At 54.0% G+C, this 26,386-nt stretch carries 27 protein-coding genes; 11 read left to right on the top strand and 16 right to left on the bottom strand.

From position 1 onward, the window contains the following. Positions 1 to 12: 12 nt before the first annotated feature. From ONV78_RS27145 to sufB, 4 genes are all read right to left on the bottom strand, one after another. A complete protein-coding gene (locus tag ONV78_RS27145) occupies positions 13 to 1,251 on the bottom strand; it encodes a cysteine desulfurase (RefSeq protein ID WP_279507669.1) in 1,239 nt (412 codons plus the stop codon). After that, positions 1,248 to 2,567: a Fe-S cluster assembly protein SufD gene (gene sufD / locus ONV78_RS27150; RefSeq protein WP_279507671.1), complete on the bottom strand. Its 1,320-nt coding sequence runs from the start codon at positions 2,565 to 2,567 to the stop codon at positions 1,248 to 1,250. The genes ONV78_RS27145 and sufD overlap by 4 nt, the downstream gene beginning before the upstream one ends. An 11-nt stretch (positions 2,568 to 2,578) precedes the next feature. After that, a complete protein-coding gene (gene sufC / locus ONV78_RS27155) occupies positions 2,579 to 3,337 on the bottom strand; it encodes a Fe-S cluster assembly ATPase SufC (protein ID WP_216738558.1) in 759 nt (252 codons plus the stop codon). A 159-nt stretch (positions 3,338 to 3,496) separates the two neighbouring features. Further along, on the bottom strand, positions 3,497 to 4,945 hold the full coding sequence (gene sufB, locus ONV78_RS27160; RefSeq protein WP_216738557.1) for a Fe-S cluster assembly protein SufB: 1,449 nt from the start codon (positions 4,943 to 4,945) through the stop codon (positions 3,497 to 3,499). A 298-nt stretch (positions 4,946 to 5,243) separates the two neighbouring features. On the opposite strand from sufB, the gene ONV78_RS27165 reads away from it, so the two are divergent. The 3 genes from ONV78_RS27165 (at position 5,244) to ONV78_RS27175 (ending at position 7,470) form a co-directional block, all read left to right on the top strand. Further along, positions 5,244 to 5,723 carry an SUF system Fe-S cluster assembly regulator gene (locus ONV78_RS27165; RefSeq protein WP_279507673.1) on the top strand — a complete coding sequence of 160 codons (480 nt, stop codon included), beginning with the start codon at positions 5,244 to 5,246 and terminating at the stop codon, positions 5,721 to 5,723. A 352-nt stretch (positions 5,724 to 6,075) separates the two neighbouring features. Next, positions 6,076 to 6,417 (top strand): DUF413 domain-containing protein, encoded by a 342-nt coding sequence (locus ONV78_RS27170; RefSeq protein ID WP_127973044.1) that lies wholly within the window; start codon positions 6,076 to 6,078, stop codon positions 6,415 to 6,417. A 162-nt stretch (positions 6,418 to 6,579) separates the two neighbouring features. Then, the gene (locus ONV78_RS27175; RefSeq protein ID WP_279507677.1) at positions 6,580 to 7,470 is read left to right on the top strand and encodes a hypothetical protein; all 891 of its coding nucleotides are present in this window, start codon (positions 6,580 to 6,582) and stop codon (positions 7,468 to 7,470) included. Between the two features lie 86 nt (positions 7,471 to 7,556). Here ONV78_RS27175 and ONV78_RS27180 read toward each other — a convergent pair whose 3' ends face one another. The 8 genes from ONV78_RS27180 to ONV78_RS27215 form a co-directional block, all read right to left on the bottom strand. Next, entirely contained in the window at positions 7,557 to 8,039 is a 483-nt protein-coding gene (locus tag ONV78_RS27180) for a peptidylprolyl isomerase (protein ID WP_279507679.1), read from the bottom strand. A 76-nt stretch (positions 8,040 to 8,115) separates the two neighbouring features. Continuing rightward, positions 8,116 to 8,586 carry a group 1 truncated hemoglobin gene (locus tag ONV78_RS27185; protein WP_279507680.1) on the bottom strand — a complete coding sequence of 157 codons (471 nt, stop codon included), beginning with the start codon at positions 8,584 to 8,586 and terminating at the stop codon, positions 8,116 to 8,118. 35 nt (positions 8,587 to 8,621) lie between these two features. Then, the gene (locus ONV78_RS27190) at positions 8,622 to 9,557 is read right to left on the bottom strand and encodes a DUF3034 family protein (RefSeq protein ID WP_279507682.1); all 936 of its coding nucleotides are present in this window, start codon (positions 9,555 to 9,557) and stop codon (positions 8,622 to 8,624) included. Next, positions 9,503 to 11,854, bottom strand: a complete 2,352-nt coding sequence (locus ONV78_RS27195; RefSeq protein WP_279507683.1) for an EAL domain-containing protein — start codon at positions 11,852 to 11,854, stop codon at positions 9,503 to 9,505. Before ONV78_RS27195 ends, ONV78_RS27190 begins: the two co-directional genes overlap by 55 nt. Further along, a complete protein-coding gene (locus ONV78_RS27200; protein ID WP_279507684.1) occupies positions 11,847 to 12,608 on the bottom strand; it encodes a methylamine utilization protein in 762 nt (253 codons plus the stop codon). The genes ONV78_RS27195 and ONV78_RS27200 overlap by 8 nt, the downstream gene beginning before the upstream one ends. A gap of 222 nt (positions 12,609 to 12,830) precedes the next feature. After that, entirely contained in the window at positions 12,831 to 14,189 is a 1,359-nt protein-coding gene (locus ONV78_RS27205) for a sigma 54-interacting transcriptional regulator (RefSeq protein WP_279507685.1), read from the bottom strand. Further along, complete coding sequence (locus tag ONV78_RS27210) at positions 14,186 to 14,704, bottom strand: hypothetical protein (RefSeq protein ID WP_279507687.1); 519 nt, start codon at positions 14,702 to 14,704, stop codon at positions 14,186 to 14,188. Before ONV78_RS27210 ends, ONV78_RS27205 begins: the two co-directional genes overlap by 4 nt. Continuing rightward, positions 14,701 to 16,230 carry a HAMP domain-containing sensor histidine kinase gene (locus tag ONV78_RS27215; RefSeq protein WP_279507689.1) on the bottom strand — a complete coding sequence of 510 codons (1,530 nt, stop codon included), beginning with the start codon at positions 16,228 to 16,230 and terminating at the stop codon, positions 14,701 to 14,703. Before ONV78_RS27215 ends, ONV78_RS27210 begins: the two co-directional genes overlap by 4 nt. Positions 16,231 to 16,577: 347 nt before the next feature. On the opposite strand from ONV78_RS27215, the gene ONV78_RS27220 reads away from it, so the two are divergent. The 5 genes from ONV78_RS27220 to ONV78_RS27240 all read left to right on the top strand — a co-directional run bounded on the left by ONV78_RS27220 (position 16,578) and on the right by ONV78_RS27240 (position 19,668). Beyond that, positions 16,578 to 16,880, top strand: a complete 303-nt coding sequence (locus ONV78_RS27220; protein WP_216738547.1) for a hypothetical protein — start codon at positions 16,578 to 16,580, stop codon at positions 16,878 to 16,880. An 88-nt stretch (positions 16,881 to 16,968) separates the two neighbouring features. Next, the gene (locus tag ONV78_RS27225) at positions 16,969 to 17,460 is read left to right on the top strand and encodes a BON domain-containing protein (protein WP_279507691.1); all 492 of its coding nucleotides are present in this window, start codon (positions 16,969 to 16,971) and stop codon (positions 17,458 to 17,460) included. Between the two features lie 18 nt (positions 17,461 to 17,478). Next, the gene (locus tag ONV78_RS27230) at positions 17,479 to 17,988 is read left to right on the top strand and encodes an OmpA family protein (RefSeq protein WP_216738545.1); all 510 of its coding nucleotides are present in this window, start codon (positions 17,479 to 17,481) and stop codon (positions 17,986 to 17,988) included. Positions 17,989 to 18,213: 225 nt separating this feature from the next. After that, positions 18,214 to 18,621: a PA2779 family protein gene (locus tag ONV78_RS27235; RefSeq protein ID WP_127973031.1), complete on the top strand. Its 408-nt coding sequence runs from the start codon at positions 18,214 to 18,216 to the stop codon at positions 18,619 to 18,621. An 81-nt stretch (positions 18,622 to 18,702) separates the two neighbouring features. Next, positions 18,703 to 19,668, top strand: coding sequence for a PA2778 family cysteine peptidase (locus ONV78_RS27240; protein WP_279507694.1), 966 nt, complete (start codon positions 18,703 to 18,705; stop codon positions 19,666 to 19,668). Position 19,669: 1 nt separating this feature from the next. On the opposite strand, the gene ONV78_RS27245 is transcribed toward ONV78_RS27240, so the two are convergent. After that, the gene (locus ONV78_RS27245) at positions 19,670 to 20,974 is read right to left on the bottom strand and encodes a HAMP domain-containing sensor histidine kinase (RefSeq protein ID WP_279507695.1); all 1,305 of its coding nucleotides are present in this window, start codon (positions 20,972 to 20,974) and stop codon (positions 19,670 to 19,672) included. Then, complete coding sequence (locus tag ONV78_RS27250; protein ID WP_279507697.1) at positions 20,974 to 21,654, bottom strand: response regulator transcription factor; 681 nt, start codon at positions 21,652 to 21,654, stop codon at positions 20,974 to 20,976. The genes ONV78_RS27245 and ONV78_RS27250 overlap by 1 nt, the downstream gene beginning before the upstream one ends. Positions 21,655 to 21,890: 236 nt before the next feature. Between ONV78_RS27250 and ONV78_RS27255 the strand changes: the two genes are divergently transcribed. Together ONV78_RS27255 and ONV78_RS27260 are read left to right on the top strand one after the other, a co-directional pair. Continuing rightward, a complete protein-coding gene (locus ONV78_RS27255; protein WP_279507700.1) occupies positions 21,891 to 22,340 on the top strand; it encodes a Spy/CpxP family protein refolding chaperone in 450 nt (149 codons plus the stop codon). 639 nt (positions 22,341 to 22,979) lie between these two features. Continuing rightward, on the top strand, positions 22,980 to 23,321 hold the full coding sequence (locus tag ONV78_RS27260; protein WP_279507701.1) for a hypothetical protein: 342 nt from the start codon (positions 22,980 to 22,982) through the stop codon (positions 23,319 to 23,321). 249 nt (positions 23,322 to 23,570) lie between these two features. Here the strand turns inward: ONV78_RS27260 and ONV78_RS27265 are convergent, their stop codons facing one another. Further along, entirely contained in the window at positions 23,571 to 24,686 is a 1,116-nt protein-coding gene (locus tag ONV78_RS27265) for an acyltransferase (protein WP_279507703.1), read from the bottom strand. Between the two features lie 244 nt (positions 24,687 to 24,930). Between ONV78_RS27265 and ONV78_RS27270 the strand changes: the two genes are divergently transcribed. After that, positions 24,931 to 25,872 (top strand): DUF4253 domain-containing protein, encoded by a 942-nt coding sequence (locus ONV78_RS27270; protein WP_279507705.1) that lies wholly within the window; start codon positions 24,931 to 24,933, stop codon positions 25,870 to 25,872. A gap of 47 nt (positions 25,873 to 25,919) precedes the next feature. Here ONV78_RS27270 and soxR read toward each other — a convergent pair whose 3' ends face one another. Then, complete coding sequence (soxR, locus tag ONV78_RS27275; protein WP_279507707.1) at positions 25,920 to 26,381, bottom strand: redox-sensitive transcriptional activator SoxR; 462 nt, start codon at positions 26,379 to 26,381, stop codon at positions 25,920 to 25,922. Positions 26,382 to 26,386 lie beyond the last annotated feature (5 nt).

Raw genomic sequence — 26,386 nt, forward strand, 5'->3', positions numbered from 1 at the left:
GTGGTCTATCTCCTAAATAAACAGTCTGGTTATCTTCTGTAGGGCGGCGAACAGTTTTTCAACCTCTTCGCGGGTGTTATAGAACGCGAAAGAGGCGCGGGTGGTGCCGGGAACGCCGAGGCAGTCCATTAATGGCTGCGCGCAATGGTGTCCTGTGCGTACGGCGATGCCTTGTTGATCCAGCAGTGTGCCCAGGTCGCTGGGATGCAGGCCGTCCACCAAAAAGGAAAAAACGGAAACTTTGTTTTTCGCCGTACCCACCGGACGTAAGCCGGGAACGGTCGGCGCCAGCTCCGCCGCAAGTTGCAGCAGGCTGTCTTCATGGGCTTTCAGTTGCGCTTTATCGAACTGGTTCAGATAGTCCAGCGCCGCTGCGAAACCGATGGCTTCAGCAATGGCTGGCGTACCAGCTTCAAACTTAAAAGGAGGTACGTTGAACGTGGTGCCGGAGAAGGACACGCGCTCAATCATTTCGCCGCCGCTTTGATATGGCGGCATGGCTTCCAGCAGTGCTTTGCGGCCGTATAGAGCGCCGATGCCGGTAGGTCCAAACGCTTTATGGGCGGAAATCGCATAGAAGTCGCAGTCCAGATCCTGCACGTCGATTTCAAGGTGCGGCGCGCCTTGTGCGCCGTCTATCAACGTCACCGCGCCAACGCTTTTCGCCAGACGAATCATCTCTTTGACGGGATTCACGGTGCCCATCGCGTTGGACGCATGGTTCACCGCGACGATGCGGGTTTTTTCGTTCAGCAGGGCCTGATAGGCGGCCATGTCCAGCTCGGCGTCAGGCGTAATCGGAATGACCCTTACCTGAGCGCCAGTCTGTTGCGCCACGATCTGCCAGGGCACGATATTGGCGTGATGTTCAAGCTGGCTGACGATAATCTCGTCGCCAGGCCGCAGGGTGCTGCGGGCGTAAGATTGCGCCACCAGATTAATGGCTTCAGTGACGCCGCGCACCCAGATGATATCTTCACGAGACGGCGCGTTGACGAAGGCGCGCACTTTATCACGGGCGGCTTCAAACTCGCCTGTCGCGCGGTCGCTCAAGCTGTGGGCGCCGCGATGCACGTTGGCGTTAAACTCCCGATAATACGTGTTCATCGCCTCGATAACCGCCAGCGGCTTTTGCGCTGTGGCTGCGTTATCCATGTATACCAGAGGTTTACCGTTCACCTGCTGTTGCAGGATAGGGAAGTCCTCGCGGACGGACAGAACATCAAAGGGACGTTTAATCGCCTGGGTCATGCTGTAGCCTCCTGCGCTCCTTCATTATAGAAACGCTCCGCCAGTTCGAGTACGTAGGCGTGAGCCGTTTCGATCTCCATTTCCGCCATGACGGACTCCACGAACGCGCGGCTCAGCATGCGGTGCGCATCAGACCGGGTGATGCCGCGGGACTGAAAGTAGAACAGCGCCATGTCGTCCAACTGGCCCACGGTGGCTCCGTGCGCGCATTTGACGTCGTCGGCGTAAATTTCCAGTTCGGGCTTGGTGTTCACCTCGGCGGTATTGGTCAACAACAGATTATTGTTGTTCATCGCCGCGGAAGACTGCTGGGCGTCACGGTGGATATGCACGCGGCCGTTGAACACCGCTTTGCCTTTACCGTTGATAATGCCTTTGTAGGTTTCTTCGCTGACGCAATGCGGGGCCACGTGCTCAATCGTAGTGTGGAAATCCACATGCTCACGACCGCCCGCCAGATAAACGCCATTCAGCTTGCAGGACGCCAGTTGTCCCAGCAATTTCACATTGATGTCGCGACGTTTCAGTGCGCCGCCGGTGGCGAAAGCATGCTGCTCGTAGTGGCTGCCGCCTTGCTGTTCGACGAACACGCAACCGGTATGAATCTGGTTGGCGCCTTCGCAGTTCAACGCGTAGTGCGTCATTGTGCTGTTGGCGGCGAGAAACACTTCCGTCACGGTGTTTTGGAAAACTTTGCGCTCATGGGTGTCGACATAAGTTTCCAGCAGCTCCAGTTTGGCGCCGGACTCCACCACCACGATCACGCGGTTATAGCTGGAAGCCGCTTCGCCGGAAACGTCCGCAGTATGGACGATTTGCACTGGTTTGAGCGCTTTGCTGTCTTTTCTGACGCGGATAAGCGCGCCGTCCTGCAGAGTGCCTGCATTCAATGCGGCAAAGGGGTGCCTGGCGGCGTCGAATGTTTTGCCCAGATACTCTTTGATCAGCGCCTGACCGGCTGCGTCCGCTGACGAGAAGGGGATCACTTCCAGAGCGGAGTCGTCGATATTGGATGCGGCCAGCTGACCGTTATGGAATGTCAGAGTATAGAAGTCGCCAGTAATGCCTTGCGGAGCGTCAGCGGATTCCGTTGTCCGCAAACGCAGAATATCGCCCTGCACGATGGGGGCAATAGGCGTGTAGCGCCAGGCTTCTGTTTTGCGGGTTGGAAGCTCCAGACCGGCGAAAAGGCTGCGGCCTTCACTGCGGGCGTCGTCAAGCCAGCGCAGGTTGTCGCCCAGTTGTTCGCTCCAGGATTGCGAGGCTTCCACGCATTGGCGGTGAAAGTCTGCGTAGGGGTTGCTTTGGGTCGCCATGAATACCTCGCCTACGCTACTTTGTCGTCGTCCAGGTTCAACCAGCCGTACCCTTTCTCTTCCAGTTCCAGAGCCAGTTCACGACCGCCGGATTTGACGATGCGGCCGTTGGCCAGAACGTGTACGTAGTCCGGTACGATGTAGTTCAGCAGACGCTGATAGTGGGTCACCAGAACCACGGCGCGATCAGGGCTGCGCAGTGCATTGACGCCGTTGGCCACGACTTGCAGGGCGTCGATGTCCAGGCCGGAGTCGGTTTCATCCAGCAGCGCCAGCTTGGGCTCCAGCATCAACATTTGCAGAATCTCGTTACGCTTTTTCTCGCCGCCGGAAAAACCTTCGTTGACGCCGCGCTTGAGGAAGTCAGGATCCAGGTTGACCATGCCGATCTTTTGACGGGCCAGTTTCAGGAAAGTCGCCGCGTCCAGTTCTTCTTCGCCGCGATGCTTGCGGATGCTGTTCATCGCTGTGCGCAGGAATTGAATATTGCTGACGCCAGGGATTTCCACTGGATACTGGAACGCCAGGAATATACCTTCGCGGGCGCGTTCTTCCGGCTCCATGTCCAGCAGATTCTGGCCGAAATAATTGATTTCGCCGGAAGTGACGTCATAACCTTCGCGCCCGGACAATACGTGGGTCAGGGTGCTTTTGCCTGAACCGTTGGGGCCCATGATGGCGTGGACTTCGCCGGGCTTCACGTCCAGCGTCAGTCCTTTCAGAATCTCTTTTTCTTCTACCCGAGCGTAAAGGTCTTTAATACTTAGCATGTTTGATCCCATGTATCAGAAAGACAACTCTGCGACCGCCGCTTTAATTGGTCTATTAGGTCGCGGAATTTAACTCATCAAATATTCGCTGCCTGCTTTTAGCGGGTGCTTGATTGCGCATCGAAGCCCACCTCAGGCGTTTATGCTTCCGCCGCTTATTTAGCCGACGGAGCCTTCCAAACTGACTTCCAGCAACTTGCCCGCTTCCACCGCAAACTCCATGGGCAGCTCTTTAAATACTTCCTTACAAAAGCCGTTGACGATCATGGACACAGCGCGCTCTGCGTCGATGCCGCGCTGACGACACAGGAACAACTGCTCATCGCTCACTTTGGAGGTGGTGGCTTCATGTTCAACCACGGCGCTGTTGTTCTTGCTTTCGATGTAAGGGAAGGTGTGCGCGCCGCACTTGCTGCCGATCAGCAGCGAGTCGCACTGGGTATAGTTTCGCGCATTTTCGGCGTTGGGAGCGATTCTCACCAGCCCGCGATAGCTGCTGTCGCTGCGGCCGGCGGAAATACCTTTGGAGATGATGGTGCTGCGGGTGTGTTTACCCATGTGAATCATCTTGGTGCCAGTGTCCGCCTGCTGCAGGTTGTTGGTCAGAGCGACAGAGTAGAATTCGCCGACGCTGTGATCGCCTTTCAGCACGACGCTGGGGTATTTCCAGGTGATGGCCGATCCGGTTTCCACCTGGGTCCAGGAAATCTTGGAATGCGCGCCGGCGCACAGGCCGCGTTTGGTGACGAAGTTGTAGATGCCGCCTTTGCCTTCTTCGTCGCCGGGATACCAGTTCTGTACGGTCGAGTATTTGATTTCCGCGCCTTCCAGCGCCACCAGTTCAACCACGGCGGCGTGCAACTGGTTTTCATCGCGCATGGGGGCGGTGCAGCCTTCCAGATAGCTGACGTAGCTGCCTTCGTCGGCGATGATCAGCGTACGTTCGAACTGGCCGGTTTTCGCCGCGTTGATACGGAAGTAGGTGGACAGCTCCATCGGGCAGCGCACGCCCTTGGGAATGTAGACAAATGAGCCATCGCTGAAGACCGCGGAGTTGAGGGCGGCGAAATAGTTGTCGCGGACAGGAACCACGCTGCCGAGGTACTTCTCCACCAGCTCGGGGTGATTTCTGACTGCTTCAGAAATAGAGCAGAAAATAACGCCGGCTTCAGACAGTTTCTCTTTGAAGGTCGTGGCGACGGAAACGCTGTCGAATACTGCATCTACCGCAACGCCGGCGAGGGCGGCGCGTTCGTGTAGGGGGATGCCCAGCTTTTCGTAGGTTTTCAGCAACTCGGGGTCGACTTCATCCAGGCTCTTGGGGCCGTCTTTTTGTGACTTGGGCGCTGAGTAATAGATGATGTCGTTGAAATCAATTTTGGGGTAGTGCACGTGAGCCCATTGCGGCTCAACCATGTTCAACCATTCACGATAGGCCTTGAGACGCCAGTTGAGCATGAACTCGGGTTCGTTCTTTTTAGCGGAGATAAAGCGGATAACGTCTTCGTTTAATCCCGGCTCCAGGGCTTCGCTTTCAATGTCGGTGATAAAGCCGGCCTGGTATTCCCGTTTGATATATTGGTCAACTGAGTTTTCTGGCGTGCTCATGAGAGGGCCTCGATGATCGAAAAGAGTATTTTAACAGCGCGCATATAAAAGAAAGCTCCGAGTCATCCGCGCCTGGAATTTTTTAGCCTTTTCACCATGGCTAAGAGCGCTGACAAATCAGAGTTTTCTTATTCTTGACTTGATTGCTAGGGTACTGAAAAGCCCATTTCAAATCAATACTAAATTGGTAATCAATCGGGAATGCGGTTAGAATCGAAAAGGCGTGTATTCCTTACGCGGCGGGTTCGTTTGGCGATCCCGAGCCATGCGTTTATGAAGCTGATACAGGACTTCAATTATGTTGCGCTTAGCTAGACTTGCCGATTATGGGTTGTTGATCGCCTCTGCTCTGGATGAGCCAGGTAAGGACCTGGTCAAACTGGATCAGGTCGCCGATCAGACCAAGTTGCCCATACCCACCGTGCGCAAGATCATGAAGTTGCTGGTGGATGGCGGCGTCGTTCATTCCGAGCGCGGCGTCAAAGGCGGCTACTGTCTTTCCGACGCGGCTTATAATATCAGCATTGCGCGCATTCTCCGAGCTGTGGAAGGTGGTGTGGCGCTGACTGACTGTTGCGCTGAAGAGCGTGTCTGCGACGTCATGCATGCATGTACGGTGCACAGCAACTGGTCGGTCATCAACCAGACGGTCAATGAGATTTTTGAGCGTCTCACGCTGCGCGATATGTCTCGTCGACTGAGCAAGGCCGATGTCATCAGCAAAGTGCGTACGGACGACGACGTTGATCTCGTTATGTTGAGCGAGCTGGCTTCTTAGAAGCGCACACTTTTCATTACTTATATCTATCCGCTCATATATCCATTCGTTTCAAAGTTAGCGCATTTGGCTCTAACGGCGATTTAATTCTGATTATTTCTGAATTTTAACCAATCCCGAAATTTCCTCGCAGCCCAGTTATTTAGGCGCTTTTCGGCGTCTGGTTACAGAAAGAAAATAAAAAATCAAGACTTTTTTCCTATAAGCGCAATTTTTGGTTGTACTCAGAGCATTGTTTGCAGATAATCGCGCCCAACAATATGGACTATCCTTACAGTAATCGCCGGGAAACAAGCGGTTTAGCTTAGTATCCGGGTTTTGGTTTTATGCTTCTTGCGGAAGGGGTTGATTTATGAACCAAAAAGATTTTGCAAGCAGTAAAGTGTTTTACGATACGAAGCACTTTCCCAGAGGATTCAGCCGGTCTGGTTTCTTTTCCAAGAAAGAAGCGGATTTGCTGGAGCGTTCCGGGTATGCATTGCAAGAGCTCACAAACGGCAATCGCAAACCTGCGACACCGGCGGAAGAACAACTTCTGACAGTGTTGAGAGGTGAAAGAGCGCCTGGGACGGACATTGAAAAGGTGTGGATCAAGTATCTCAAGCATATCAGCACCAAACGCGTGTCCTACACCACTGGCATGGCGTTCGCTATGTCTGAGGGCGGCGACTTTACCGACGTCGAAACCGATTGACGCTCACTCTTGAAAAAAGGCGCTTTACAGTGCCTTTTTTCTTTCTCGACTCTATACTCAACTGCATTTCCATGCAGAATCCTTTTCTATACTCATTCAATGTCATATTCAGAATTATTACCCGCCAATCGGGCTGTGCTGTTTGCCAATCTGGGACAGGCAATGCTGAACGGCGAAAAATTTCCCGGGGTTTTCGACTCCGCCGCCGACATTTCGCCGCGCTGTTACACGGCTAAATTGAATCAACTGGCGGAGAGCGTCAGGCAAGAGGCGGATAAGCCATTGCTGGAGCTTATCCGTGAGAGTGGAGTGTTCTTACCGTGGGAAGTGCGCTTTATTCAGTTTGGTCTCGCCACTTTGCGTATCGCGGAAGTCTTCGCCCGTCTATGTGATTACTATGTGTTGATCGGTCGCTCATCCCGCCAGTTATCCGCCTGGTTGGCGGGTTCCTGGTTGTTGTGTTGCTTTACGTTGGCCTACCTGCTGTATTTCTTTGCATTTGGCGCCCAGACAACGCTGACTTCCATGAGTGTTTGCGCCTCGGCGGCGGTGGCGGGGCTGGTTATCGGCGTGCGGCTGGCGCCGATTTTCCTGCGTAATTGGGTGGAGCCGGATTCGCGTTTCTGGAACGCGGCCTCCCGTTTCCCACAGATTCGGTCACTGGTCGTGGCGCGCAGCGTGTATCAGTATCTGCTGAATTTGGGGTTATGCGTACAAGCGGGGATGGATCTGCCGCGCACGCTTGGCGTATGTGCGAAATCTGAGCCTGTGGACTGGCTGCGTCAGAGATACCATATCGTGGCGGCGTCTGTGGGTAAGGGGAAAAATCTTTCGAAGGCGTTTCTGGAAAGCGGCGTACTGAGCGAGACCCGCATCACTGCGCATCCCGATGAGAGCAAAGGCAAGCCGGCGCGGTTATGGGATCCGGGAATTATTGAAGTCGTGCGGCAGTCTTTCGATGAACAACTGCGATATGCGTCGAAAGTGGCTCCATTGCTGTTGTTGGCGCCGCTGACGATTGTTTGGCTGGTGATGGCGTTTAGCGTTGGCTGATGCGACGCTGAAACTGTCCAGCGCTCCATTGGTCTACATCCGAATGTGAATGTTGAGCCGGAAGCGCTGGCTGGAGCGGGCAACGCTTAGTGGTGGTGTCCGCCAGGGCCATGTACGTGGCCGTGATCAATTTCTTCTTTCTCCGCATCACGCAGACTGACGACTTCCAAAGCGAATGTCAGCGTTTGACCTGCGTAAGGGTGGTTGATATCGACGTCGACCATGGAGTGGCCGATTTTCATGACCGTGACCACTTGCACGCCTTGCTCTGATTTAACCGGGATGGCGTCGCCAACCTGATAACGGCCAGCATGCTTCAGATACTTTTTGGAAATACGCTTGATGCTGTCTTCCTGACGCAGACCGAAGGCTTTTTCCGGGGGCAGGGTGATTTCGAACTTGTCGCCGGCGTCTTTGCCTTCCAGCGCTTCCTCTAAGCCTTGCAGCACGTTGTCATAGCCGTGCAAGTAGGTAATGACTTCGTCTTCGTAGGTGTTTTCCAGTTCTTTGCCTTCTTGGTCTTTCAGGACGTAGTGGAACTGGACCACTTTATTTTTGCTAATCGCCATAATCGGTCTCCGTAAAAATCTGGCCGGATTTTAGCGCAATTGCGCGCCGGTTACAGCAATTTTGCTGACGCGTTCGTCACAGATAAATAATGTCCTTCCTCATTGGCGCGAGACGCTTCAGCAATCGATTTTGCGTGGGATAAGGCACGCCTTCCTTGTTCATAGCGTTGATCAGCAAGTCTACGGTTTTGTTGAAATCCGCTTCGGAAATCGACATCCCGGCGTGGCTGTCGCGCATGCTGTCGCCGGTATATTCGCAGGGACCGCCGCTGATATTGCAGAGTTGTTCAGACAGTTTTTCTCTGAAGCGGTCGGGGTCTGTGTCGGCGAAGAAGGGCGCGATATCTTCGGAGTAGCTGATTTCCTCCACAAAGCGGTCAACCAAACGGGCGATTCCTTGTTCGCCGCCCAGTGCGCGATATAAAGAGGCATCCTGAGTGACGCCTGCGCAGCCGGTCAGGTGTAACGTCGCCGCGGTGAGTGTGATAGCGATGGCTTTTGTCGCATCACGGAGTATCGAACTTGCTTGAGAGTTGGCTTGCGTCATCTGTGTTCTCCGCACGCTGAGAGTCAATGGGAGGCTCACCATAGATAGCCGGTCAGGGATAAATAAGCGCCCCGCTGGTTATCCTGGCCGGCGATGTCGCCTAAATCCACCCAGGCCAGAGTGATGTTCACGTGCTTGTTGGGAAAATACGCGATAAAAACATCGCTCCAGTCTTCCTCTTCAGCGAATCCCAGGTTATCGGGCTTTTGGCGGTACTCCGCCCCGACTGCGACATGGGCGTTAAGCAGGACGGCTAGGGCGGCTTCCACTTGGGCGCTGTAGCGGTCGCGCTTGTCGCCGCCAAACCCGAGCAGGCCCAGTTGATTGGCTTTGGTGGCCCTCACGCCGAGGCTCCACAGCAGGTTGTATCCGCCGACAGCGCCAAGATGCAGTTTGCTGGCGGTTAGATAAAAGTCCGTTCCATGTTCCTCATCCGCGGCGCCGACCGCCTTGGCGATCGCCGTGTCCTGCAGGCGTTTGTACTGAACGCCTGTGCTGACCTGGGGCCATTCACTGTATATGAGGTCGCCGTAAAGGCGCACTTTGGCGCCATAAATGTCCTGGCGTATCTCCGCGCCGGCCTGTTTCAGGTCAAACTTCTGATGCGCCACGCTGATCTCGACCCGGTCATAGAAGTTCAGCGCGCCGCCCCAGACATCCAGACGGTAATCGTCGACGCCGACGCGAGAGCTGAAGACGCTGCCGGCGATGTCGTCCCGCGAGGCGTAGCCCGCCAACACCGCCCAGGGCGTCAGGCCGCCGCCAGCGCTGCCTTCGATCTGCGTGACGCCTGGGGCCGCCAGAATTTTACCTTCTCCGGCGTGGGCGATGGGAAGCATTGCAATTGCGGTGATGATTAACGTGCAGATCCGAACGAGTACGTCAGGAGAGAAAAGCCATCGATGAAAAATACGACTTAGACCTTGCCGAAAGCTTGAGTAGGAAGTTGCTGCGCGCGTTGTCGTAGCCATGGAGCCAGTTCCTTTGCAGGCATGGGTTTGGATAGAAAGTAACCTTGAATATAGTCGCACCCCATTTCCGCCAGCAAATCCATACTGCGTTGAGTTTCAACGCCTTCTGCAATGACTTTGAGGTTAAAGCTATGTCCCAGCTCAATAGTGGAGCGGACGATAATTTTGTCGCTGGCGGATTGTTCCAGAGGTATTACGAAGCTTTTATCAATTTTGATCTCCGACACCGGCATTTGCTTCAGTTTGGAAAGGGAAGAATAGCCAATGCCATAGTCGTCTACGGACAAGGTGAATCCGCGCTGACGGAAACGTTGCATGAGCGCGATAGCGTGGTCCGCGTCGCTCATCATGTCTCTTTCGGTCAGCTCAAAGGAAACGGCGCGGGTGGGCAGCTTCAACGTTTCCAGCTGGCTCAGCACGTTGTCCAGCAACTCATCGCGCTCCAAGTCCTGGGCTGACAGGTTGATCGCCGCCTGTAAATCGATGCCCTGGTCACGCCATTCGGCCACCTGATTGATGACGGTGCGCGTCACCCAGTCGGTGAGTGAAGCGATAAGCCCGGCTTGCTCCGCCAGCTCTACGAAGATATCCGGGGGAATAAAGCCTTGCTCGGGATGGCTCCAGCGAATCAGCGCTTCGCATTTGTCGACCCGGCCAGAGGCCAGGTGCATCTTGGGCTGGTAATACATGCAAAGCTGGCCGTCGTCCTCTGCAATGGCGAGCTTCAGGTCTTGCAGTAGTTGCAGTCTGCGCAGGTGGGCTTCGTCTTCGCCTGACTCATAAAAGCGCAGGGCGCATCGTTCGCTGCGGGCTTTGTCCAGAGCGATGCTGGCGCGACGCAACAGTTCCTCGGCCGCCGCCGCATGCTCGGGGTATTGGGCCACTCCAATGCTGAATGACAGGGCCAGACGTAAGTCATCCACCTTAAACGGACGGGCCAGATGGGCCAGCAACTTATCGCAGATGGTGCGGGCGTTCTCGTTGCCAAAGACGTCCACCAGGCACAAAAACTCATCGGCGCCCAGGCGCGCGCAGATAGGGTTTTTAGGAATGAACTCGACCAGTCGTTGGCCTACTGCGCGCAGGCAGTCGTCGCCGACTTTCGGGCCAAAGGTGTCGTTGATGTTTTTAAAGCCGTTGATGTTCAGGCTGATAATCAGGAAAGGGGCGTTGTGCCGCCTGAGGGCGTCTTCGACTTCCGCGATCACTTTGTTGCGGTTGAACAAACCGGTGAGGCCGTCGTGAGTGGCCTGATAGGTAATTTTGTATTCCCGCTCTTCGATATCCGACCCCATCTTGATGAAGGCCTGGAACAGGGTTTTGATTTCACTGGTGGCGATAGAAATGGGGGTGAGATTGCGATATTGGCCGCGAGACAGGTCGCTGGCGATTTTCACCATGCGGCCAAGCGGCTTGGTCAGGTTGTGTGACAGCACCATGCTGCCGGCGATGGACAGCAGGAACGTCAACGCAGATATCAACAGGATGCGATCGCGCAGTATTGCGAATTCCGCGAAGGCGTTATGCAGGGGCACGCTCAGTACGGCTTCGATGGCGTTGTCGCCCATTCCCGACAGCGGACGGCGTTTACTGCTGAAGGTTTGCTTTTGCTGGATCAGGGACAGCAGCGTGTCAGGAATGGTTTCCGGAGCGCGCAGCGCTTCCTCCAGTTGATCGCGGGACAGGGTGGATACCACTTTGGCTGCGCCTTGATCGCGCCACACAAAGGAAATGTGCACATTAGTGATTTGTCGTAACTCTTCCGCCAGTTCGCTGTCCAGACGGAAGCCAATGGCGGCGAACCCGATTGGCGCTGGTGCGTAAACCGGCAGAATGATCATCTGATACAGCTCTCCCTGGTAGGCGACAAAGGCCGCCGCGCCGCTGTTAGTTAGAGCTTGTCGCAGCAGGTCCTGATGGGCGAATTTGGCGATAGGGGAGGGCGAATCCTGAGTGGACGCCTGCAAGGTTCCACTCAGATCAAGCAGCAGCATCAGGTCGGCGCTGATGCGTTCGCTGTGATTGTTGAGCACGCTCTGGATGGTCTGCGTGTCCCGGGTGGCCACGGCTTGTTTGAAGCCAAAATCCGAGGTGAGCACCTCGGCGGTGGTGGTCAGCTGTACTTCCCGGGATTCAAGAAGTTGTCCAAACACTTTGGCTGCGCCGCTGAAATCCTGATTGATGCGGTCGCTGGTGTAATGGCCGATGGATATCCAATAAGCGCCAAGGATAGTAAGCGACGCCACGCAGACTAAGCTGACGGAGAGCAGAAGTATCTGATTACGCAGACTATTCATGCTGTTGCTTGCGGAATTTGCCGCCGAAGCCGGACTTGCCCTGCGTGCGTTCCACGCCATTTCCCTGCATGTTCAGTCGGATAATGTAAGCGTCGCGATCCGCGGCGCTGGTAGGAAGCTCAGATAAAGACAGTCGCAATATGGTTTGAGAATCGATGGAAAGTTCGGGACTCCAGACCAAAATGTCTTTCGGCGCCGGTATGGCGTCAGGAAAGGTTAACGTCGCTTTGCCGGATGCGTCGGTCTGGGAGAAGTAGGGCGTCTCCGCGACATAGATATAGCCAAGCATACTGTCGTGGATGTTGCACCCCAGCACCACGACGCCGGGCTGTTGAAACAGCAGAGGCGCTTCCGGCTGACCGCTGTAAAGCTTCAGTTCAAACACCTTGGCGGGAGAGAATGAGTAGACATGATGGCGAACGTTATCACTGTTGGGAAACGCAACTTGCGCGCCAGCCGCCACGGCCAGAATTCTGGGGCGAAACTGCTTCTTCACCTGATCCATGATGGCGGGGGCGCCGTCATAAGCCGGGGCGGGGGACGACCTTTGGTCGGCAGGCAGACTGATGACCGCGTCCGCCACAGGAACGTCATTATCGCTTAAAGCCAGGAAATGAAGCGTTTGCGCCGCGACCGCCGGACTCGCCAGGGCGAACGTCAGCGCCAACGCTCGACAGAGACGACCGGGGGATATAGCGGCTCGGGCTGGGTCGATGCGGCCCCTGATTACACGTCGCTCATTTGGAATTACCAAACTTCGTTCCTCACGCCTTGATTGACGGTTTCCCAAGCGCAGCAGTGACGACGCCGAAACGTCAACAGACCCTAAATCTCTTGATGAATTTCAGTATAGCAAAGGGTTTTGGCGACGAAGTCCGCAGGTACGAACTGTTTCAATGTTTTACGAATGAGGGGACGTCAACGGACGCCCCTGGATACCGGAAGTGAGGTAGGCAGGGGCTGGCGGAGAGGTTTACTAACCCACTTTATACAGTTCGGGGTCAATACCATGCTTTTTCACGATTTTGTAGAAATCTGAGCGATTGCGATCCGCCATGCGGGCGGCTTCCGGGATGTTGCCGTTGGTCATGCTCAGCAGCTTTTCCACGTACTCTTTCTCAAAGATTCGCTTGGCCTCGGACAGCGTCACCTCCTGATTCTGTTCGCGCTGGAAGCGGGGCAACGCCTGCTCGATCAACTGGCGGGAAATAACGGCGCCGGCATTGAGGGCGTGACATTTCTCGCTCAGGTTGATCAGTTCGCGGATGTTGCCTGGCCAGGAGTAGGAAATCAGGGCGTCCAGAGCGTCAGGCGCAATGCGCTTGCAGCTCTGGCCGTAGCGCTGGGCCACGCGCTCCATAAAATGGTTCAGCAGCAGGGGAATGTCCTCACGGCGCTCGCGCAGAGGCGGCAGCACCAGATTGACGACGTTGAGCCGGTAGTACAGATCCTCGCGGAATGTCTGCTCTTCGATCATGTTGAGCAGGTCTTTGTGGGTGGCGGAAACGATGCGAATGTCCACGTCGATATAGGTGGTGGAGCCGATAGGCTTGATTTTGCGCTCCTGCAGCACCCGCAGCAGTTTGACCTGCAGATGCATGGGCATGTCGCCGATCTCGTCAAGAAATACAGTGCCGCCGTCAGCGGTTTCAAACAGGCCCACATGATCGCGAACGGCCCCGGTGAAAGAGCCTTTTTTATGGCCGAACAGTTCGGATTCCATCAACTCATCCGGAATGGCGCCGCAGTTGATCGGTACGAAGGGTTTGTCCCGGCGCGGGCTGGCGTCATGAATCGCCTGCGCCAGCACTTCTTTACCGGTGCCGCTTTCGCCTTGAATCAGGACGTTAACGTCGCTTTGCGCCACCATTTTCGCCTGCTCCAGTAGCTGGTAGAGCTTGGCGCTGCGGGTGACGATGGATTGAAATACATTGGCGGCGCTTTCGTTGGCGGAGTGGCCAACCAGGGCTTTTTCGATGGTGGTGCGCAGCTCTTCGCGGTCCACGGGTTTAGTGAGGAAAGCGAAGGCGCCTTTTTGGGTGGCCACTACGGCCTCTGAAATCGAGCCGTGGGCAGTCAGCATGATGACCGGGGTTCCAGGCCAGTCCCGTTGGATATGCTCCAGCAGCTGAATGCCGTCCATACCGTCCATTTTCAGGTCGGAGATCACCAGTATCGGTTGCTTGCGGCGAATTTCCCGCAATGCTTCCTCGCCGCTTTCCACCAGTCGGGAGGCGTATCCCAGCGCTTTCAGGCGCATAGACATCAATTGCAGTAACCCGGAGTCGTCATCGACGACGAGAATATCGTTGTTGCTGGCGATAGGATCGTTCATTTGGGAGACTCTTCCGTACGTTGGTTAATGCCTTCTTCGATGGCGCCTATGGCTTCGATAGTTTGTTCGAGCTTCAACTTCAGCTTCTGGTTATAAGCCAGCATGCGCTGCTGGGAGTCGGATACGTCCTGCATGAGCTTGATGAAACTCTGCGCGCCCCAATTCCAGTCCTGATACTTACGCAGTGACTGCAATGCGGTTTGCATGACGCCGGGATAATAATCCGGCTCGCAACTGGCGATCATAATGGTCTCAAACGCTTCCGCCCGGTGTTTGGAGGTCATGCGCTCCAGGCGTCGTGAGCGGGCTTCTTTGCTTCTTTGGCAGTGCTTGTCGCGTTGCTCAAGAATATCGGCAAGGTCAGGGTTGGGAACCCGCTCAAGCAACAGCGACGAGTTGGGATCGCCTCCCACCGCGTTCGTCACCAACGCCAGGTTTTTGCAACCTGACTGGACCAGCAGGCCCAGGGCGACGCCAAGGGAAAAAATCACTTTTCTTGAGTTCAATGCTGTCATGTGTAATCCGTGAAACTGATATAAAAGCGGGTCCCATTGGGCTCTTCGTCCATGACCTGTATGTCGCCGCCAAGATGGCGCAGGCACTCGGCGACGATCGCCAGCCCGAGTCCGCTTCCTTTCGTCGCTCCCTGGCGCTTATTGTCGCCCTGGAAGAACGGTGTGAATATTTTTTCTTTGTCATGTTTGGAAATCCCAGGTCCCTGGTCGCGAACTTCCAGCCACCATCCCGGCTGCTCGCCATCGGCGTCTTCTTTCCCCCATCCCAGAGCGATGCGGCTGCCGGGAGGAGAAAAATGAATGGCGTTGCTGAGCAGATTATTGAAGATCATCTCCAATAGAACCGGGTCGCTCTCCACCTCGATGGAGGTTTTGGGTATTTCTATGTAAACCTGATTGGTGTTGGCCAGCGAACGGTAGCGTTCAATCGACTTATGCAGGAACTCAGGCAGCTCCAGCGTCTGGCGTGGGCCGCCGGCGGCCAGGCGGACGCTGTTGAAATTCAGGAGCTGTTGAATCATTTCCTGCAAGCGGATGGCGTTATCGAATAGGATCTCCACCACTTTTCTCTGCTCGCCAGTCAGTGGGCCGGGAATCTCTTCCGTCAACAGCGCGCTGGCTTCGAAAATCGCCGCCAGCGGGGTCTTCAGTTCGTGAGTAACGTGGCGCAAAAACGCGCTTTTCTGCTGTTCAATCAGCTCCAGGTTCTCACGCAGCCACTCCAGTCGCTTTCCCAGCACCTGAAACTCTTCCGGTCCTTCCACTTTGGCGCAGCCTTCCAGTTCGCCCTCTCCGATGCGGCGTATTGTCTGTGAGAGGTTGTTCAGGGGGCGCGTTATGACGTAGGACCAGATCACCATGATCACAAAGGAAGCCGGCAAGGCGAGCAAGCCCAGAATCGCCAGCCACCATTGGGTGGTGCGGAAGCCCTCTTTTTGTTCCGCCAGGGAGGCGTTCAAGGCGTCATTGGCGAGAACCGTGATATTGGAGGTAATCTCCGCCGCGCTGTTAAAAATAGCTGTCAGACGCCCCAGACTGTTTGCTTCAAATTCGGGTCCTACGACCTCATTGAGGGTTTCTTCGGCTTCGACCCCTTTGGGCGTCGACAATTGCTCAGGCGCGGCGTCGCGCTTGGCTGGCGAGTTGATGGAAAGCGCGCTCCGGTGGGTGACCCGCAGTAACTGACTGACCATGTCGCTCATCTTGGCGGAGCCGATGTTGCGCTCCAGCGCCGTCGCCTGCTCCTGCAGCTTGGCGTACTTCTCGCCATAGATTTTCTCGAAGCGCGCGTCCTGCAAGACCACAAACTGGCGCGCAGAGCGTTCCAGTTCTTTCACTAATTCTTGTAAAGCTGACATTTGCCGGTTAATCGCAGCGGTGGATTCCACCAATTCGTTCTGGCGACGGTTGTGCTTGTCCATCGACCAGATCGCATAGCCAACCGCCACGATCAGTGGCGCCACCGCCAGCAGCATGCCCAGGGCCCACTGCCGGGTAAGAGAGATAGAGTAAAAAGGAAAACCCATTGGTCGTTTTTGCAATCCGGAAAGTTTTCGCAACCATACCGAGTTTTCTTCTTTATTCCTAGAGTTGCAAAAAAGCAACACATTAACTTATTGAAATATATGGCTTTCTATGGGTTATGGCAAAACGGGCTGTGTCCGTTAGGCAACAGTTTACAAACCTTAGGAAAAAGCGTTAACAAATGAAAATGTTTTTAACTATTTGATTTTAAATGGTTAAGTTTTTTGTGGATCGAAAATTGTTAGTGTTCTTGTATTGTTAATCGGACTGGCGATAACCAAGTCGCTTATCCATCTACTGATACTTGTCCATGACTTTATTAGTTCACGACCTTAAGAGGAGCCGCATCATGAAATCTCTGCTGACCATAATTCTGGCGCTGTGCGCTGCAGTTAGCGGAGCGCAGGCGGCGACGGTCGACAATCAGTTCGACATCACCATCCCAGGGTTTGTGGAAATGGACAAGGACGCGGACGCCTTGATCACCCGCTTTGAGGCGCGGAATCGACAGGATCTGATTGATGCTTTTGAGATGTTCGATATGGATCGGAGCGGAGATATCTCCCTGGTTGAGTATGCGGACTTTATGTCTTCGGCGCATAACAAGTCGGCGTCTGTAAAGTCTGACGCCACGCCGGAGATCAGTTCGTAGCGCTAATGTAGTGCTTAAAGAGTTATACGGCTGAAGAAGCTAACGAGCCCGGGAGGGGCCGTCGGGTTGGCTGTAAGGGAGAAGCAATATGTGTTCGAGAACGGTTACGCAATGGCTAAAGATGTTCGTCCTGGTGGCGCTTACCGCCGCAGCGACGGTCGCCAAAGCCAATGACAACGGACGCAGCCCCTTCGCCGAAGGGTGGAAGGAAGGGGTGATTCAAACCCGATATTTATTGAACCCGGCATTGCGCGCCTTCGCAATCCAGGTGACGGTGATTCGCGACAGGGCCGTGTTAGAAGGCGATGTCGACACCGCGATAGAAAAAGTGCTGGCGGAGCAGGTTGCGCTTTCAGTCGATGGAGTATCCCGGGTGGATAACCGACTGCTGACTTGCGAAGAACGCCAGGAAGCCGATCCCTCTTTTGAGCCGGCTCGTGATGAGGGGATGTCGCCCCACACTGAGTTTGGGATGAGGAGAGGGACGGGTGGAAGAGAATTACAGAAACCGCTTGGTGATTTAACCGGGCGCCCAAAGATAGGGAGCCGCCTAAGGAATGGTTGCCCCGCAATTAGATAGTAGAAATGAGGAAAAAACATGAAAAACCTGTCTAAATTCAGTTTGTTGGCGGCTGCTGTGATTGGTCTGTCCGCGTGTGCGTCCAGCCAGCCGGAGCCTGTGGTTGAAGAGCCGGTAGTGATTGAACCAGCACAGCCAGAGCCTGTGGTTGAGCCAGCGCCAGAGCCCGTAGTGGAAGCAGCGCCAATGCCAAGCGCGAATATTGAATTTGCTTTCGACTCCGCCAAGATTGGCGCTGGCGAGCAAGGCGACCTGCAGCAGTGGGCGAGCTATATCCAGGAAGGCGCTTACAACCGTGTTGAAGTACACGGTCACGCAGACGACACAGGTTCCGCAGACTACAACCGCAAGCTGTCCGCTGATCGCGCCAACAGCACCGTACAGGCATTGCGCAATCTGGTTTCCGGACAGGTTGATTTCGTAGTGGTTCCTCACGGCGAAGAACAACCTCTGGCTGAAAACTCAAATGAGCAAGGCCGTCAGATGAATCGTCGCGTGGAAATTGTTCCACAGGGCGCGAGCCTCTAATCAGCTCTGAGTTCGCGACGGATTGCGTAACCTGAGCTGCCGACGCCGCAGGTCCGGCGTCGGAAACCATGTAAGCGCCCTGGTGTGAATAAATATCTCGCAGCAGGGCGTTTGCACTTTCGCAATTCCGTTGCGACACTTAGAATTCTGTTTCTTTCGTCAACGCGACGCGATGTCGCAGTAATAACTCCAACGAATCTCTTACTTAAGAAATGAGGAATGACTATGAAATCCAAACGCCTGATTAAGCAAATTACCGCTGTATTGCTGAGCATGAGCATGTTCGTATTGAGCTTGCAGAGTGCTGCGGTGCGTGCGGCGATGGTCTCAACTGATACTCAGATTCAGGTTGAGCAACAAAACTATGATCGCGAGCAGATTATGCGCATTACCGGCTCTGACGAGGCTAAAGAAGTGTTGCTGAGCCTGGGCGTAAGCCAGGAAGACGTTGAAGCTCGCGTGGCGAACATGACTGCGGATGAAATCGCGGAATTCAACAAGCAAATCAATGAAATGCCTGCAGGCGCCAGCTCTGCTTTGGGCGTGATTCTGGTTATTTTTGTGATCTTGATCGTGCTGGATCTGCTGGGCGCCACCAATATTTTCCCAGTTATCAAGCCCATCGGCCGTTAAGGTGCGCTGAGCTTCTATGCGGTTTGGCGATAAACGTTGTTTGTAGTTCGGACATTGTTTAAGCAAATACACGCACAGGCCGTGGCGATTATAGTTGTAATCGCCGCGGCGCTCTCTGGCTGCGGCTCTCTGCCACAGTCGGCGGCGCTGATGGCGGAACCGCCCAGCGATATCCCCTTTCAGGCGGAACTTACCGCAACGCCTTTTTATCCCCAGTCTGAATATCAGTGTGGCCCGGCGGCATTGGCGACGGTGCTGACAACACCCGAACAGCCCGTTGCTCCTGACGATCTGGTTGGTTTGGTGTATGTGCCGGACCGGCAGGGGAGTTTTCAGGTGGAAATGGTAGCGGCGGCCCGCAGCTATGGGCGACTCGCCTATCCATTGCAGCCTGAAATGGAGAATATCCTGCGCGAAGTGGCTGCTGGACACCCTGTTTTGGTGTTTCAGAACCTGGGGTTGAGCTGGAGCCCGGTTTGGCATTTTGCTGTGGTGATCGGGTATGACTTCACTAGCGGGGAAATCATTCTGCGTTCGGGCGTCACTGAGCGTGAAACGCTGTTGCTGCGCACCTTTGAGCGTACCTGGAAAAATGGCGGCTATTGGGCGCGGGTCATTTTGCCCCCCGGTGAGTTGCCCGCCACAGGAGAACCTTTTCCTGTCGCGAAGGCGGCGCAGGACTTAGCGAACACCGGACACCCGCAGCAGGCCCGCGCCACTTACGCCGCGGCGGTGAAGCGTTGGCCGGACTCCGTTATTTTGCAACTGGGGTTGGGGAATCTCGCCTATGCCGCCAAAGATTACGCTGTGGCGGAGGCCGCTTTTCGACAGTTGGTGGCGCTGCAACCGCAGAAGGCGGAAGGCTGGAATAATCTGTCCTATGCGCTTGCCCAGCAAGGATGCGAGGTTGCGAAAGAAGCGGCGAAATGCGCCAGTGTGCTGGCCCCTGACGACGCTACTATCTCGACTACGGCGAAGGATGTGGCGAGTATCTTGGCGCGCAAGGCGGTCGCCTCCTGTGCGATTCCTAAATGCCCGAGCCTGTAATCTAACTACCGCTGTTTAACGGGAACCTCACTGTAACGCGGGTTCCCTTGCCTTTCTCACTGTCGATGCGCAGTTCGCCGCCATGGGCTTTGGCGATTTGTCGACATAGATAGAGCCCCAGTCCAAGGCCGCCAGTGTGAGCGCGTGACTGGTCTCCGCGATAGAAGGGGTCTGTCAGCGCCGCTAAATGCGCCGCTTCGACGCCTTGTCCTTTGTCCTCGACAATCAATTCGCCGTGATCCGGTAGCTGTCGCCAACTAGCGACAACATTTTTGCCCTCTCCATGCTTCAACGCGTTATCTATGAGATTGGTCACCAGCAGTTTGAAGCGAACAGGGTCCAGGTACGCTTGGCTATTTGCGGAGCAATCCAGTCTGATCATGTCGCGCTGCCTGGCGAAGCGTTCATCGATCAGCTCGCGTAACAGGTTGGCCGCGTCGACGTCGTACAATTGGAGCGCGTGATGGCCTGTTTCCAGCCTTTCGCATTCCAGCAATTCTGTGATCAGTCTGTCCATATGTTGTATTTCACGCACCAGTTCATCGCGCTGTTCTTCGTCATCAATCATTTCCCCTGCGACGCGCATGCGGGTGAGGGGGGATCTGAGCTCATGGCTGATAGCCAGCAACAACTGCCGTTTGGCGTTAAGCATGGATTCAATTTGTGCGGACATGGTGTTGAAGGTGTCACTCAATTGCCCCAGCTCATCCTGCCTCAGGGTGGGGATGCGTTGCTGGAAGTCGCCGCCAGCCACCTTTTGCGCAGCCTGGTTCAGCCAGCCGATAGGCTTGAGTAACCGTTTAATGCTCAGAAAGCAGAGAAAGATCACCAGTAAGATCGACAGCAGCAGGGCGACGCCGGTGAAAGTCAGGCCGTTCTCGCCCTCAAATGGTCGGGCGTAGAAATAGATGGTGGCGTCGGGGCGCGGAATACGCAGGACAAAGTAGCGTCTCCAATGGGTATATTCGATACGTCCATCGCCGGCGTCGCGAAACTCCAGGTTTGCACTGGCGAATGGAGGCGTTTCGGACATCCAGGCCCCATAGGTATTCTGGACGCTGACCTGAGTATGGGTGCGGTTCTCTATGGAGGCTATGAGCGCCGAGTCGTAAGGAGGCTGAATGTCTTTGCTGAGGGAGTAAAAGTAATCCGAAAAAATATCTTTCCAGAAGACATGGGCGCGTTCCTGCGAAATATTCTGGAAAGCCGCCACGATAAGCACCAGGACAGCAAGGGCGGCGGCCAGAAATATCAAAATCAGCCTGACTGACAGAGAGTGCCGACGTTTTCGTTTATGTTTGAGCATTACAGCGCTTCTCCGGTAAATCGGTAGCCAGCTCCCCAGACAGTCTTTATGAACTCCCTCTTACTTTTAGTCTTCATTTTTTGACGCAGGCGGCTGACTGTAATATCGATCGCACGGGAGAACAGTTCTACTTCTGTACCTTTGAGGCTGTTCATAATTTCGTCGCGGGAAAACACTTTACCGGGAGCAGAGGCGAATAACTGAAGCAGGCGGAATTCGGACGTGGTTAGTGTAAGCGGGCGTCCAGCCACAAGCGCCTCCTGGGTCGTTGGGTTAATTTCCAGATCGCGGAACTGCATTAGAGGCGAGGGTTTTTCCACCGAGACGTGACGACGGGTAATGCTTTGGATGCGCGCGGCGAGCTCCCTTGGTTCAAAGGGCTTTGGCAGGTAATCATCGGCGCCTAACTCCAAACCAACGATGCGATCCGTCACTTCACCGCGGGCCGTCAGCATGATGATTGGCGTCGTGTAGTCATGGCGAAGTTTACGGCACACGGCAAATCCGTCTTCCTCCGGCAACATGACGTCCAGAATAATCGCGTCGGGCTGGCTTTGCTTTAATTGCGCGTAGGCGATTGACGGCGCGGAAGCGTGTCGAAGCTCCCAGCCAAAACGCTGAAAGTAGCGGTTTAACAGGCGCGCCAGGTCATTATCGTCATCAATCAGCAACAAGTTCATAAGCATTCGTAGCGGAAAAAGGGGAAACCGGAATTACATGATAGTGCGACTGTAACCGGCGCTGTAGCGGCAAAGTTTCAAGGATTTGTTTCTCTGCCGGGAAACTCCTTTTTTATCATGGGGATAGATCGTTACAAAGTGAAACAAGCCGATACGGCGGTGAAAAGAATGCCCGCCAGCGTAATCCTACACTGAGCACGTTGATCATCATGTTAAACATCACGAGGAAACGCGCTATGAAAATGGGCAAGTACGTCAGAAAACCAATGTTGTTGATACTGGTCGCCGCAATGTCTTTAGGAGCGATGGCCTGTCGCTATGACCCAGAGAAACGCTGGGAGCACGCCAAAGAGTGGGTCAGCGATGAACTCGAACTCAATGCGGAACAACAGGTCATCTTGGATGAACTGCTTACGCAGATCCAGGCGGCGAAACAGAAAATGAAAGCAGAGCGGGAAGGCGCCCATGATTTGCTGATTGCGCAGATCAACAGCGAGCAGCTGGATGAAGCAAAAATCCTGACGGCGTTCGAAGCGCATCAACAGCAAATGAACGAAGCGGTCGCCAGCGTACTACCAACTCTTACCCGGCTCCACAGTACCCTGACTCCTGAACAGAAAGCCACGCTGGTAGAGTTTATAGAAAAACACGGCAAACGCGGGTTTCATGGGGGAAGAGACTGGTAGTTAGGGTAAAAGTGCTACCAGCTTTCTGATAGCAGTGGCTGGTAGCAATGCAGTAACTTTTCAGTATCTATAACACTAAATGCTTACTTAACTAAGCTTCTTATATCCGCCTTTGAGATTGAGATAGCAGCTCCTAAAGGATGGGGCTGTTGGCGTTGTTAGCGATACCATTTGAATAAGCTAATCACCCACCTCTATGGTTAAGTTTGAATTGTGTGCAAAATTAATGGCAAGAATGCTTGTTTTTGGCGCTGGGCGAATTTTTGAATCCATATGGTTGCAGTCTCAACCGCTCTGAAATTTTACAGAAGTGATTGTGAAGTAGGTTATTGGATAGTGGAAAACTAGTCTTGGTTGGTCTAGCTATAGCGTTTACATTAATTTTTTTTTATTATTCGCGCATCTTATAGCTAGTCAAAGTGCTTTTCTACGGTCAAGACGCCTTAGATTTGGGCCAATAAGAAATCATGGAAATGGGCCTGTGGGCTATTGGCAGCTGTCTCTATTTAACTGCAATAGAACTGGTCGATGTAAAGTGGCGACATCCTGTCTTTGGCCTGATTAGGCGGCTAAGCGGATGAAGTTTTCGTAAAGGAAGATGTTAATAGGTATTTTTTAAAGTAAGCGTAAGGATTGAAAATGTCATTAGGAAGTAAATTTTTCTGTGCTGCTATTATGTTTTTGACGCCTATGGTTTCAATGGCGGAGCCAACAACAGAGCCATTGAATATTCTACGAATCAGACCATATAACTCTGAGTCAAATGGGCTGGCCTCTGTATATATATATACAGATAGAAAATCATTGTGTGATACTGATATGTACAGAATCGACCTTGGCTGGTATGGCTCCAAAGAAATGGTGTCAGCAGCTATGGCTGCAATGATTGCCGGAAAGCAGGTTCAGTTAGAGATCGACAACGCGGGATGCGCCAGCCCCAGCTGGAGTACAAAGTTACAGTCTATATATGTGAACAATTGATACATTAAATATACTTTTTCAGACGGCTACAGGGCTAAGCCCGCACCTTACTCTTTTTGTAAGGTGCGGTATCTAGGGAGCCTCTGAAAAAGCCATTGCGGCGTCAAAAGTCGGCTCAAAATGCTCATTTATTCACGATAAACTACGCTTTTTCGTCGATTTTTTCTTTGCCTTGGCGGCCTCGCCAACGTTTTTCAGAGGATCCCTAGATATTTTTAAAAGTTCCTTCTTTTAATGCATTTATATTTTTTATGAAGTGATTATATTTCGATCTTGTGGATAAGGCTCTGCGGAGTGCTTATTCAACTTTGAAGCTGCTTTTATTGAAGGTCTCTCCACAATCCAATACAAGAGCTGGGCGGCGACAAGGCTGGCGATCAGTCCAAGTAAAAACAGAAGCGTGGATAATAGCGGCGTTATGACTTGATCTTCCAATAGTCGCTTGCCGAAAGAGATGGCTTTCCAGCCGATGTCGGAGTGAACCAGGTAGAGGCTGTAAGATATTTTTCCGAGGTACTGCAGCGGCCATTGCGCCAGACCTGTTGTCAACCAGCCCAGAAGGCCAAGGCCGTATATGACTGCGACGCTGGCGACGCCCACTATGACATACCCGTTCAAACTGGCGCCGGCTTGGAGTGCGACTTCAATGCCAACGAATGCAAAGAACAGGTATTTCATCCAAGTCACGCCACTTAAGGCGTAATAAGCTGAAACGCCAAGGAAGAAATAATGCCAGTAAGGCAGAAACAATCCCTTTATTAACTCCGGCGCTGCTTTATGTGTTTGCAACGCGGATATCACGCCAATGGCGAACATAAACAGCAAGCTCCATCGCATTATGTCGAAATTGCGCCATGCCTTGAGCTTGTTGAGCAGAACATACACGAGAACTAAAAACAGATAGAGCTGGACTTCAATGCAAAGGGTCCAGTAAACCTCCGAGATGACTGGTGGATATCCCAGGAAGTATTGCAGATAAAAAATATGGGCGATGACACTTTCTGCTGACGGGTAAATCTGCGCGACCTGGAAGACTCTTTGCACCAGTAGCGCCAGCACAATCGTGATGACGATTGAAGCCCAGTAGGGGGGATCAAGGCGAATCGCGCGGCGCAGAGCGAACCTTCCCATGTAGCGAAAGTCTGCGCCTTCGCAGCGGGTGCTGTGTGCGATGACGAAGCCGCTCAGTACAAAAAAAGTCGATACGCCAAGATAACCGTAGTTCAGCATCAAGCGTATGGGCTCGGGCAACCAGTCTAGCTCGCGCCACAGGTTTACATACAGGTGAAAGAACACCACTGCCAGTGCGGCGATACCGCGTATTGCATCCAATGCTTTGAATCGGGACCCTTCCATTAACTTCATGAGAGTCTCCCGCCAAGGCTTCTTTGGAACGGGGCGATACTATAAATTCTTCTACAACGACTTGGCTTTAAATACAGTATATCCCGTGGGGATTGTCCGGCTGCGGTATGGCGCAGATTACACAATCGTTTACATAGGATTGTCTGCTGGGGTTTGGTTTAAAGTTTTCCTGCTACTAAACTCAAGATATGAGAAAAAAGTCGGCCACATATAGAACCTGTTAGATGTGAAGGAAGGTTGCGCAATGTTAGAAACCGAAGACCAGTTATGTGAGATTCTCAGTGGGATCGGTTATGACGAGCATGAAGTCGTGATGATGGATGTGCCGGGCGTTGCACGGAAGGCCTTCGCTGTTGAAATTACCGCCGGAGAGGCGATGGATTTGTGGGCGGAATTTCGTTCTATTTCCGAGCAGACCGGCATGTGGCCGGTGTTGCATGCATGCTGGTTGAATGACGCAGGCAGCTGGCGCGAGGCGGTGCTCAACGAGGATGCGTTTATGCGTCGTCCTTATGGGTGGGAGCCGTCGGGAGCGGATCGGGATCTCTCGCCGCAGGCGATCTGCGCCGGCGCGGAGATGGCTGACATACAGGCGGTCCTGGCGGCCCATAATCGCCTGTACTCCGAAGATCTGGAGGAGAATTTCGAGTACAGCATCGGCCATACCAAAGAGCGTTTTGGCAAAGTGCCTTCTCTGGATGAAATCAATAAGTTGATCGCCGAGAAGCGGATCACCAGCTACTTTGAATTCGAGCGCTGGATGTTGGAGTGGGAGATTCAATACTCAGGCGCCAGCGATGTGCTGGAGCCTGAGTACTGCGACCATATCGACTGGTACGAGCCTCAGGGTCAGGCGCAGGCGTTGATACTGTTGCCGACGACAAAACCCTGGGAAGCGCTTGCGTATATGCATTGGTATGGCGCCGAGAATGTGGGGTCGGAAGCCTCTATCGCCATGTTGCGGCACTGGCATGACAAGTACGGCGCAGAGCTGGTGGCCCATTACGGCACCATGCTGCAATTCAACGCCAAGTCGGGGCCAAAGGATATTTTTGAATCCTTCGATCTGGCCTTTGAACAGGAAGCGCTGGCGCCTTGCACCACGGCGCTGGCGGGGGTTCTCCTGCGTGATCACGCCCGTTCGCTGATGAAAACCCGCCGCTGGTTTTTACACGAACGTCCCTGACCTTCAACGCCGATAAATAATCTTATCCCCCCCGGCGTCAGCCGGGGTCAATCCTGCTCTAACAAACGCGGCCCTGGGCCCTGCGCGGCCAACTCGTCCCAGGGATTGCGCAACGGGCAATCCTCCATCGACAGACAGCCGCAACCAATGCAGTCATCCAGCTGATCCCTTAACTGGGTGAGTTTGCGTATCCGGTCATTTAGCACTTGTTTCCATTGTTCTGATAAGCGTCGCCAGTCCGCCGCGCTGGGCGCGCGACCTTCGGGCAGGGTGGATAAAGCCTCTTTGATCGCAGACAAGGGCACGCCGGTACGTTGCGCCACCTTGATGATCGCCACTCTTCGCAGGACGCCTCTTGGATAACGACGCTGATTGCCGGAGTTGCGACTGCTCTTCAGCAATCCTTTGGATTCGTAGAAATGCAGGGTGGAAACGGCGACGCCGCTGCGTTTCGCCACTTCGCCGACGCTGAGCTCTTTGTAAGCGTTATTGGCGTTGAGCTTCGCCATGAAAA

It is taken from the genome of Hahella sp. CR1, assembly GCF_029813005.1.
Lineage (GTDB): Bacteria > Pseudomonadota > Gammaproteobacteria > Pseudomonadales > Oleiphilaceae > Hahella.